The organism is Rhodanobacter sp. B2A1Ga4 (assembly GCF_018101315.1).
Classification (GTDB): domain Bacteria; phylum Pseudomonadota; class Gammaproteobacteria; order Xanthomonadales; family Rhodanobacteraceae; genus Rhodanobacter; species Rhodanobacter thiooxydans_A.
The window spans coordinates 1848496-1858420 of record NZ_JADBJR010000001.1; the positions used below are offsets into that span (position 1 = coordinate 1848496).

7 protein-coding genes are annotated in these 9925 nt (G+C 59.4%); all 7 read right to left on the reverse strand.

What is annotated here, in order from left to right; translation table 11 throughout:
* Positions 1-27 precede the first annotated feature (27 nt).
* The gene (locus tag IMW82_RS08585) at positions 28-1371 is read right to left on the reverse strand and encodes a phosphomannomutase (RefSeq protein WP_211004268.1); all 1344 of its coding nucleotides are present in this window, start codon (positions 1369-1371) and stop codon (positions 28-30) included.
* Positions 1368-3953, reverse strand: coding sequence for a hypothetical protein (locus tag IMW82_RS08590; RefSeq protein WP_211004269.1), 2586 nt, complete (start codon positions 3951-3953; stop codon positions 1368-1370). The genes IMW82_RS08585 and IMW82_RS08590 overlap by 4 nt, the downstream gene beginning before the upstream one ends.
* Before the next feature lie 10 nt (positions 3954-3963).
* The gene (locus tag IMW82_RS08595; protein WP_211004270.1) at positions 3964-4869 is read right to left on the reverse strand and encodes an NAD-dependent epimerase/dehydratase family protein; all 906 of its coding nucleotides are present in this window, start codon (positions 4867-4869) and stop codon (positions 3964-3966) included.
* Between the two features lies 1 nt (position 4870).
* Positions 4871-5905, reverse strand: coding sequence for a GDP-mannose 4,6-dehydratase (gene gmd / locus IMW82_RS08600; protein WP_211004271.1), 1035 nt, complete (start codon positions 5903-5905; stop codon positions 4871-4873).
* A 77-nt stretch (positions 5906-5982) separates the two neighbouring features.
* Positions 5983-7737, reverse strand: a complete 1755-nt coding sequence (locus tag IMW82_RS08605) for a glycosyltransferase (RefSeq protein WP_211004272.1) — start codon at positions 7735-7737, stop codon at positions 5983-5985.
* Positions 7737-8732 (reverse strand): glycosyltransferase family 4 protein, encoded by a 996-nt coding sequence (locus IMW82_RS08610; RefSeq protein ID WP_345777123.1) that lies wholly within the window; start codon positions 8730-8732, stop codon positions 7737-7739. The genes IMW82_RS08605 and IMW82_RS08610 overlap by 1 nt, the downstream gene beginning before the upstream one ends.
* A gap of 96 nt (positions 8733-8828) precedes the next feature.
* The coding region (locus tag IMW82_RS08615; protein ID WP_211004274.1) for a hypothetical protein at positions 8829-9925 on the reverse strand (1097 nt) is incomplete at its 5' end.

Here is a 9925-nt window from a genome sequence, read left to right on the forward strand (position 1 = left end):
ATGGATAGCACCCCCACCACCGCAACATCAGGCAATAATCGCCTTTCGGAGTTCTGCGGTCTTCATCGCCAGCAACTCCTCGTCACCCCGGGCTTCTATATTCAGCCGCAGCAGCGGCTCGGTGTTTGACGACCTCACGTTGAAGCGCCACTGGGCAAACTCCAGACTGAGGCCGTCCGTGCGATCCTCCACCAGCGCCGCCGGAGCATAGCGATCATGCAGGCGTTGGACCACGGCGCTCGCATCCGCCACCTTGAAGTTGATCTCGCCACTGCATGGGTAAGCCGCAACGCGCTGTTCCACCATCCGGGCCAGCGGCACGCCGGTAATGCTGATACGTTCGGCGATCAACAACCACGGAACCATGCCGGTATCGCAATAGGCGAAGTCGCGGAAGTAGTGATGCGCGCTCATCTCGCCGCCGTAGATGGCGTCCTCGGCACGCATCCGTTCCTTGATGAAGGCATGGCCGGTCTTGCTCATCACCGGCACGCCGCCGGCGGCCTTCACCATGTCGATGGTGTTCCATGAAAGGCGCGGATCATGAATGATCTTGCCACCCGGGTTTTTCTCCAGCAGTTGTGCCGCCAGCAGGCCAACTAGGTAATAGCCTTCGATGAACTGACCTTCGGCGTCGAAAAAGAAACAGCGGTCGAAATCGCCATCCCATGCAATGCCGAAATCGGCACCATGCGTGCGAACGGCTTCGGCTGTAGCAGCGCGGTTTTCCGGCAGCAGCGGGTTGGGTATGCCATGCGGAAATGTGCCATCCGGCTCATGGTGAATGCGTATGAACTCGAACGGGAGATGTGCAGCCAGTTCGTCAATGACCAAGCCTGCGCCACCATTGCCGGCATTGACAACGATCTTCAACGGGCGGAGCACGGTGCGGTCGACGTAGCTCAGCAGGTGATCCACATAGGCTGATTTATCGGCGTCGGAATGAATTGCGTCTCGGGCAACGACCGCCGGCGCAAATGCAGCTGACTCCACCAGTGACTCGATGTCCTTCAAACCCGTATCGCCACTGACGGGCCGCGAACCTTCGCGCACCAACTTCATGCCGTTGTAATCCATCGGGTTGTGGCTGGCCGTGACCATGATTCCGCCACCCGAACCGCGGTGTGCGGTCTGGAAATAGACTTCCTCGGTGCCACATAAACCAATGTCGATGACCGAGACACCGGCATCGTTCAGACCTCGGGCCACCGCGGCTGCCAGGACCGGACTGTCACGTCGCACATCGCGCCCAAGTACCACTTCACCGGGATGAATGACTTGCGCAAACGCGCGTCCGATGCGGTAAGCGACGTCTTCATTCAATTCGTCAGGCACGCGGCCGCGGATATCGTAGGCTTTGAAACACTTCATGGGATTGCATGTTCCTTCACATCACGGGAACCCCTGCGCTGGATCGCAGGATCAATGGCTGCGGGCGGCTTGCTGACCGGCGCAATTGGCAGCGGATCGGCCCGCACACTGAGAAGTGCAAGTGACAACAGCCTCGCATCGGTTCCCGCGCCCAGCGACTGCGGAGAAACAGCATCGGGAAGAACGAAGTGCACTTTGAGCTTGCCGCCGGCTCGCAACCGATCTTCCGACACGGGAAGATCGAACGCCAACTGCGGATCCGGGTAATTCGCGGCAACTTTCAATGCAGGTATTCCGTCGACATCTATTTCGGCATGCTGACTGGGGTGCTTTGGCAAAACATAAGCCCGCATCTGGAACCGCAGACGCAATCCACCGTCGCTCTTCGGCAGATCGTCAATGCTGATGATGAGGGTAGCTTCCTTTCCGGCGGCCCACACGCCCCATGGCTCCGGATCGCTCCAGCCCGCATGCAGCCAGTCGTTCCAGGTCGCCCCCGAATTGAAGTTCTGCACGACCCCTACAGGCAGCTGCGGGCGGCCACGCTGGAAGAGATGCAGTCGCACGGATTCTCGCAGATCCATCTTGAGGGGTGGACCATGTCCCCATCGGAATGACCACACATTCATCCGCACGCTGTCCGTCTGCTTGAACCCTTGCGGTGGATGCGAGGTTGGCGAGATCAGATACATGTCATCGAACTGCTGGCCCAGGGCCGCCAGATAGGCCGCGTCAGCAAGGTCCGCATTGCTGACCGTTATCACCTGCTTGCCGAAGGTATACAACAAGGGGGTCTTGAGTTCGCTCGTATCAGGAACACCAGCATCCATCGAATCGAGCAGGATCACATCACCCTTGTCAACGTGCGATACCAGCTCGCTCAGCGCCGCATAGAGCCCGCCGTTCTCCTGCTTGCCCAGTTGCCCGGCCGAAAGAACGCCCGCGTATCCGATGCTCAGCGCGAGTATTGCGCCGAGCAAGCGTCGAACATGACCGGCACTCATGGCTGCCCAGGCACAAACGACGAACAACGTCAGATAAGGCAGCGCCTCGCTGAGCAGATAGCGTGCGTAATAAGGCCCATATGGCACCACCCATTGCAGGGCCAGGGCATAGACAACGAATCCGGCCGTGAACAGGCGGAGGAATTCAACAGCCGGATCACGGCGCTTGCCGCATAGCAGAACCAGGCCACAGAACAGCAGCAACGGTCCCAGGTAGACACCGAGTTGAGCAAAGCTGGAAGCCTTTGCGGCACGCCATCCGCTGCCTGCCAATCCCCACCCGCTAAGCATCGCATCTGTCGAATAGTGCTGCGTCCACCCCAGCCAATGAATCTTCAGGACAGCAATGGCAACACCGGCGATCACGACCAGCCCGAGCAGACTGCGAAGCGGGGAAAGCAGCGCGCTGTTCACCCGTTCACGCCAAACTGGTCGACGGAGAAGCCACAAGCACCCCGTCCAGAGCAGGGCGGCCAGCACACCGGCGATGGCTACGCTGCGACCCCATGCGTCACCCAACACGCCACCCAACGCCAATTCATAGATGTCGCTGGCATAGCTGTGCGACCAGACGAGCCCATAGACCACCGACAAGGCGTAAGCCAGTGTTACAGCCAGCACGAACCCCTGAATTGCCCAGCGACGACGCTGGTCCCCATCGCATATTGCGCTCAGGCAGGCCAACGCAATGAAGAATGGGATGTACATGAAGCCGCTGATCCGGACAAGGAACAACGTTGCGAATGCAGCGAAAGACAAGGCAAGCACGCGCGTTCGACGAGCATCCGGTGCAGCCAGCCAATAGCCCGCGAGATAGCTGAAACCCGCCAACGAGAGAGCCAGGGTTGGAACCTCGGTCACCGGGAACTTCGAGAAGAAGACATGCAGCGGATTCAGCGCAAGCAACATCCCCGCTATCAACGCCGCACGCGGCTGCGCCGTCAAAGTCAGAACCAGGCGATAGGCAAACAGGATGGACAGCAGTGAAAACAGCGTCAGCGCGTAGACCCCTGCCGAAGTCCCGAGAACTCCGCTGACCAGCGCCATCCATACCGGAAACAGGTGGTAAAACTGAAATTCCAGAGTGGGTGATGCCGCATCCGGCGCATAGACACCTGCCACGTAGCCACCCTGGGACTCACGGTTGGATGCAAGGTACTGCTGCAATGCTGGCCCACCCGCCAATTTGGCGGCAATGTCATCTGATACCGCAATGCCACCCGTTTGCTCGATGTGATTGGCGATGTTGACGTACACCCCTTCATCCTGCCCGCCAAGCACATAGTTGAATGCCGGCAAACGGAAAAAGAGCGCAATGATGATCAACAACCCCACATGCGCCCAGCGCATGTTGAGGTTCTGATGCAAAGGTCGGTTGCGGGTGCGTGCAGCGTATACGACCGTGAGCAACAACCCCAGCAACCAGATCTGCGGAGCGGCAAACATGCCAAACAACGCGGCCAGCAGCCCCAGCGCACCTGTCGTGAGAGTCCCGATCAGGACCAACTCAAGCACACGATCTGCATCAAGGCCCTGCCACACTGCTGGCATGCCATCGTTCAACGGCGTATTGCTCATGTTTTCCCCCTTACTGTGCTGACGCAGACCCCGCCTGGTACTGCCAGGCCAGCGTCTGCGGCAAGCCGTATTGCCCTCGCCAACCCGTTCGCTCGGTCAGTCTGGAATGAGACCCGACCAGCCGCGCCACATCGTTGCTGCGTACGAAAGCCGGGTTGACGCGCACCTCGATCCGATAACCGGCAATCTCGGCCATCATGTCGAGCACGTCCCCCAGCGAGTGGCCGACACCGGAACAGATATTCAGTATTTCGCCCGCCGGCGCGGCTTTCACGATCGCCGCATAGGCCTTGGCCACGTCACGCACATCGCTGAAGTCCCGTGCCACCTGTACGTTGCCGAGTTCGATCACCCGCGCGCCACGCCGAAAGTGGTCAACGATCTTGGGAATCAGGAATTGCCCGGACTGCCCGACGCCGGTGTAATTGAAAGGGCGGGTGATGACGATGGGGAGCTTGTCCATCCACAGCTGTGCCATGTACTCCATGGCGAGCTTGCTGACCGCGTAGTCGTTGGCCGGTGCCGGCGGCGTATCTTCGGTGATCGGCTCGACGCCAGCATTGCCGTAGACATTGGCACTGCTGGCAAGTACCACCAAGCCAGGCTTGTGTTCCGCGGCAGCCAGGGCATCCAGCAGGTTGCGTGTGCCCACCACGTTGACTCGATACATTTCGTCGACATCGCCGTGTGCGACAAATGCGATGGCTGCCAGATGCAACACCACGTCAGGTTTCACGGAGGCCACAGCCTGGTGCAGCGCCTCCCGATCAAGCAGGTCGGCCTGGATCGAGCCAGACTCGTCATGCTCGCCGTTCGAAAGGCCAACCACCTCGTACCCGGCCTGTTCCAGTTCGCGAGCCACATAGTGACCCGTGAATCCGCTGCGGCCAGTCAGTAACGCACGCGGCCTGGTCATGTCAGAACGAGGCGCCACGCTCGTTACGAACGAGATCCGCCTCCACCATCATGCGGCACAGGTCCTCCAGTGTGGTCTTCGCCTCCCAGCCAAGCTTTTCACGCGCCTTGGAAGCATCGCCGATCAAAAGCTCCACCTCGGCGGGTCGATAGAAGCGCGGATTGATGCGTACCAGCTCGCGGCCGTTGCCAGCATCGATACCGCGCTCATCCTCACCGCTGCCGCGCCATTCGATCGCGGTACCCGCCGCCTTGAATGCCATGCTGACGAAATCGCGCACCGTCTCGGTCCGGTTGGTCGCCAACACGTAGGTATCCGGCTCATCCACCTGCAACATGCGCCACATGCCTTCGACGTATTCCTTGGCGAAACCCCAGTCACGCTTGGCATCGAGGTTGCCCAGTTCCAGCACGCTGAGCTTGCCCAGCTTGATCTTGGCCACGGCGTCGGTGATCTTGCGGGTGACGAACTCGCGGCCGCGCAACGGCGATTCGTGATTGAACAGGATGCCGCTGCTGCCGAAGATGTCGTACGACTCGCGGTAATTGACGGTCATCCAGTGCGCATAGAGCTTGGCCACGCCATAGGGGCTGCGCGGGTAGAACGGTGTGGTTTCGCTCTGCGGCACGGCCTGCACCTTGCCAAACATCTCCGATGTCGATGCCTGGTAAAAGCGGATGTTGCGGTTCACCGTGCGAATCGCCTCGAGCATGTGTACGGCGCCAATACCGGTGATATGGCCCGTGGTAATCGGCTGATCAAACGAGACGCCCACGAAGCTCTGCGCGGCAAGGTTGTATACCTCGGAGACTTCAGTGCCTTCCAGAAGCCGGATGCTCGAACCCAGATCGGTAAGATCGTATTCGACCAGCGAGAGATTGGGATGCTGATCGATACCCAATTCCTCGATACGCCAGAAGTTGACTGAGCTGGTGCGGCGATAGGTGCCGTACACGCGGTAGCCTTTCCCAAGCAGCAGCTGCGCGAGATAGGCGCCATCCTGCCCGGTGATTCCCGTAATGAGTGCAGTCTTCACAGTATCCGATACCCTTTTATTGTTTGCATCGTCGATTGTCTTGCGGAAAGTCTTGCTGGCCGGAACATTGATGGTGATCAGGCCGGGCAGATGAAAATCTGGTCGGCATCAACGCTCACTGCCAGAACAGCCGGAATGCCTTCCTTGTGGCGAAACCAGGCGACCTGTTCCTGAACCAGGTCGATGATGAGATCGTAATCACCTGCCTCTTTCGGAACCTTGACCCGCATCGTCTGGCTTGATGAACCTTGCGGTGCGACCTGTTCCACGAGACGAGTCCGTGGATTCTCGTCAGGCGCGGTACTTTCGCCCTTTTTATGCCAATGGTAACCGATGAAAATCCCGAAGTCCGGCGGCTGTGAAGGTCTCGGGCTGGTGTAAGGCACATCGGACAGATTATCGATACGAACCTGGAGTTCCAGCACTTCCTTTTGCACTTTCGACCGACCCTGCAGATCCACTTCGAGGCGACACCGGAAGCCGCCATCGGGCAGTGGCTCACTCGGAGCAAGGGTTTCATCCTCATCCAGGGTCTTGTGGGCATCGCGACTCGCCGCAGATATGGCCAATCCCAGTTCGGTGCGTGCTGGAAAGCCGCACTGCACGTCAATGCCAGCCACACATCCCGCTAGGATGCCGTCAGGGTCGAATTTCCATGCGGCCAGATGATCGGCCACCCGTGAGCGTAACCGGGCAACAGCCGCTGCTTCCGCAAGAATTCCTGCATACGTCCGGGCCGCCTGCCTGGCACCTGACACCAGATACTCCGCCATGGCATGACACTCGGCAGCCCATGCAGCGAATACATCGGGACGATCGAGATGGCCCAGGAGGAATTTCGACAGTGCCATCGGCGCATCGCCACTGGCCTTGATCTTGTGCACGCAGGACGGCAGCTCTGCATACCAGCCTTGATCCGACACCACGGCCGGAAGTCCGTACTGCAGTGCCTTGGAAACGATCGCCGAAGTTTCTCCCATGGTGGGATGCCGGAACGCGATCAACACATCTGCTCGTGAAAATACAGAGTCAAACAATCTGTCATCCACCCGCCCAAGCAGGTTGAGTCGGATATTTCCGAGTTTCGCGACTCGCTCGATGTCCTGCTCGACGGCCGGGTTCAACTGCCCGGCAACTTCCACCGTCAACGGGTGTTGCAGTTCATCATTGACCTGTTCGAGTGCATCGGCGATCCAGTCGAACCGCCGGTTCTTCTCGCCACTGCCCATGATGCAGATGGTGCCTAGCAGACTCCGCTGCCGTCTCTCGCCGCTTATTGTGTAGCGCTGAGGCACGACATGAACGGGTATATATGGAAAGCTTGCACGCAGTGCCTTGGCCGCGAACTCGGAATGCACGATGACACCCGTAGCCGCGCGCACGACCGGCTCGAACAGCGGCATCGAGACCACCGATTCCTGCGCCCACACCGGCAAACCACTCTCGAGGGCCGCAACTGCAAGGTTCCGTGCCCGCGGTGGATACCACCCGCGCAGGGTCTGCGCGTATTTCTCTGGCGTCAGGCACCCTTGACGATCCAATGCAATCGCCACGAGATGATGCAGTACCATGTCGTGCAGATGTATGACGCCTGGAACCTGTGCCATCAGCGGCAGCATCCACGCATGATGGGACGCGTGGTTACCCATCTGGTAGACCACTAAATCGTGCGACTCCAACAGCGCGGAGTCTGCCGACATGCCGTCGGCTTTGTTTACACGCGTCACCCTGACGCCCCGCATTTCGAGCTGGCCCGCAAGATCGGCCGCGTAGTCGGCAATTCCACTGGTTTCGGGCGGCCAGGGGCCAACCATGGCAATGCGCACGCCCATTACAATCTTGGCTCGACAAGATTCCCGATCACGCTGTCCCAGGTGATCCGGCGTTCCAGCTCGCACCCTGCGTCTGCCATGTGCTCCAGTTGCTCCGTGGAGGTACCAAAACATGTCTCCAGCGCATCGGCGACTGATTGCACTTCCGGTTCGGCTACCCAACCGCTGCCGGTAATGGTCACGATTCTTTCGACCTCGCCGCTATCCCGGCAGGTGATGACAGGCTTGTGCGCACGGAATGCCTCGATGGTGGCAAAGCCGAAATCTTCATCCACCGGCGCATAAAAGACAGCTCTGGCCCCTGCAATCAGCGAAAGCAGCTCGTCGTCGCTGACGAAACCCCTGAGATCAACCCGGGCACCCAGCCCAAGTTGAGTCACTTTCGCCCGTAACGCGTTTGCCTGTCCTCCGGTACCCACGATGACAGCACGCCCCGACGAGCAGCGGGCAATGGCGTCGATCAGGAGATCCGGCCGCTTGATGGTTTCAAGCCTCCCGAAATAGAGGATGTAATCCCCGTACTCACCCGGGTAGATCAGCGGAGCAAGCCGTGACGGCGGGTAAAGCACCTCGGAGGTGAGACCGCAGAACTTTTCCAGCCGCTCCGACACGGTATGCGAAATGGTAAATCGCGGATCAATGTCGGCAAGCATTCTCCGGTCGATCCCACGCAACGCATCCCGAACCGAGTGCTGCTCGGCAGTCAGTTCAGGAAAATCGTAGGAGGTTCCCTGGAGGTCATAAAGCACCCTGTGCTGATGAACCAGCCACAGGGCCATATTCGGATGTGACGAAGCATAACTGGGAAATTTGGTGGCTATCGCCAGATCAATTTTCACGCCATTGGATTCGGATATATCCAGCAGACGCCAGGCCAGCTGATCCTGCAGAATCTGGGTTTCGGGGTACCACTTGTAGGGCAGCTGGATCAATTCAGCCTGCACCCCTTTCTTGCTCCCCCACAGATTTATTTGCCGAACGAGTTCCTCGTTCAAATATTCGGCTCCGCCACGCACGAACGGAACCTGTACACCAAGTACTGCAACTCGCTTCACCTTTGCCCCACTTTCCATGATTGGCCGCCCCTGCGACTAGCGTCCTTTATCTTCGTCATCAAGGCGCTGCCGGATTTTCCGGCGCACCCCATCCAGTGCCTCGATATGCTTGCTCAACAGCACGTCCTGGATCGTTGGAGCGGTCTTCGGAAGCGAGCTCTTGCCATCTGCGCAGGAATCCATCTTTTCACGGCCTGCACTGCTCGAATGACGCAACGCAATCCTCTTGATCGTACCCGAAACACCGCGACGCCGAAATGCGCCCAGCAGACCAGACACCCACCGCAACGGGCTTGTCAGGCGCCAACTTCTGCTCCGGTGCAACCGCTCGACCTCCGCAATCCTAGCCGCAAGTAACTGCGCGACAACGGCAGCGTCTCGCTCCGCCAGCGCTATTTCCTGCGCCTTCCGGCTGACTTCTTCCGTGAGATCCTGTCTGGCGCGACGCAAATGATCATTGTCGCTCATGGCCTGCTCGTAGCTTGACTGCAGATTCTTCGACTGTTTCCGCAAACCTGTCTGTTGTTCCTTCCATCGAACAATCTCGTCGTTCAAGCTGGCGATGGTCTTTGCATCCTGTGCACTGGCATGACTGGCATCACCCAGCTGCGCCAACAGATCACCCACTTGCGCATGCAATCCAAGAAGTTCTGTATCCACCACTCGACGCTCGTCCTTCATCTGTCCAAGTTGCTCGAACGCATCTGCCAGCTGCAGATTGCTCCGGTACATGGAGGCCTCGGCCTGTGCCAGCTTCGCCTCCAACTCATGCGCCCAGCGCGTCAGCTCGTCACGATCCGCCATCACCACCGATTGGCTGGCCTGCGCTTCCTGCAGCGCTGCATCCAGCATCAGCAGATCCTGTTGCCGCGCCTCCAACTGCTCGGCCAACCCAGCCTGCGTGGGCATGGAAGACGCCTCGGCCTTCGCCAGTCTCGCCTCCAGCTCGTGCGCCCAGCGCGTCACCTCGTCACGATCCGCCATCACCACGGACTGGCTGGCCTGCGCTTCCTGCAGCGCTGCATCCAGCTTCAGCAGATCCTGATGCTGCGTCTCCAGCTGCTCGGCCAACCCTGCTTGTGCGGCGATGGAAGACGCCTCGGCCTTCGCCAGCCTGGCCTCCAGCTCGTGCG

What these genes read in the sequence shown, in the direction of transcription:
- IMW82_RS08605 (WP_211004272.1), bottom strand. Translation starts at nt 7,737, where the DNA reads ATGGGCGTGCGCATTGCCATGGTTGGCCCCTGGCCGCCCGAAACCAGT.
- IMW82_RS08595 (WP_211004270.1), bottom strand. Translation starts at nt 4,869, where the DNA reads ATGACCAGGCCGCGTGCGTTACTGACTGGCCGCAGCGGATTCACGGGT.
- IMW82_RS08585 (WP_211004268.1), bottom strand. Translation starts at nt 1,371, where the DNA reads ATGAAGTGTTTCAAAGCCTACGATATCCGCGGCCGCGTGCCTGACGAA.
- IMW82_RS08590 (WP_211004269.1), bottom strand. Translation starts at nt 3,953, where the DNA reads ATGAGCAATACGCCGTTGAACGATGGCATGCCAGCAGTGTGGCAGGGC.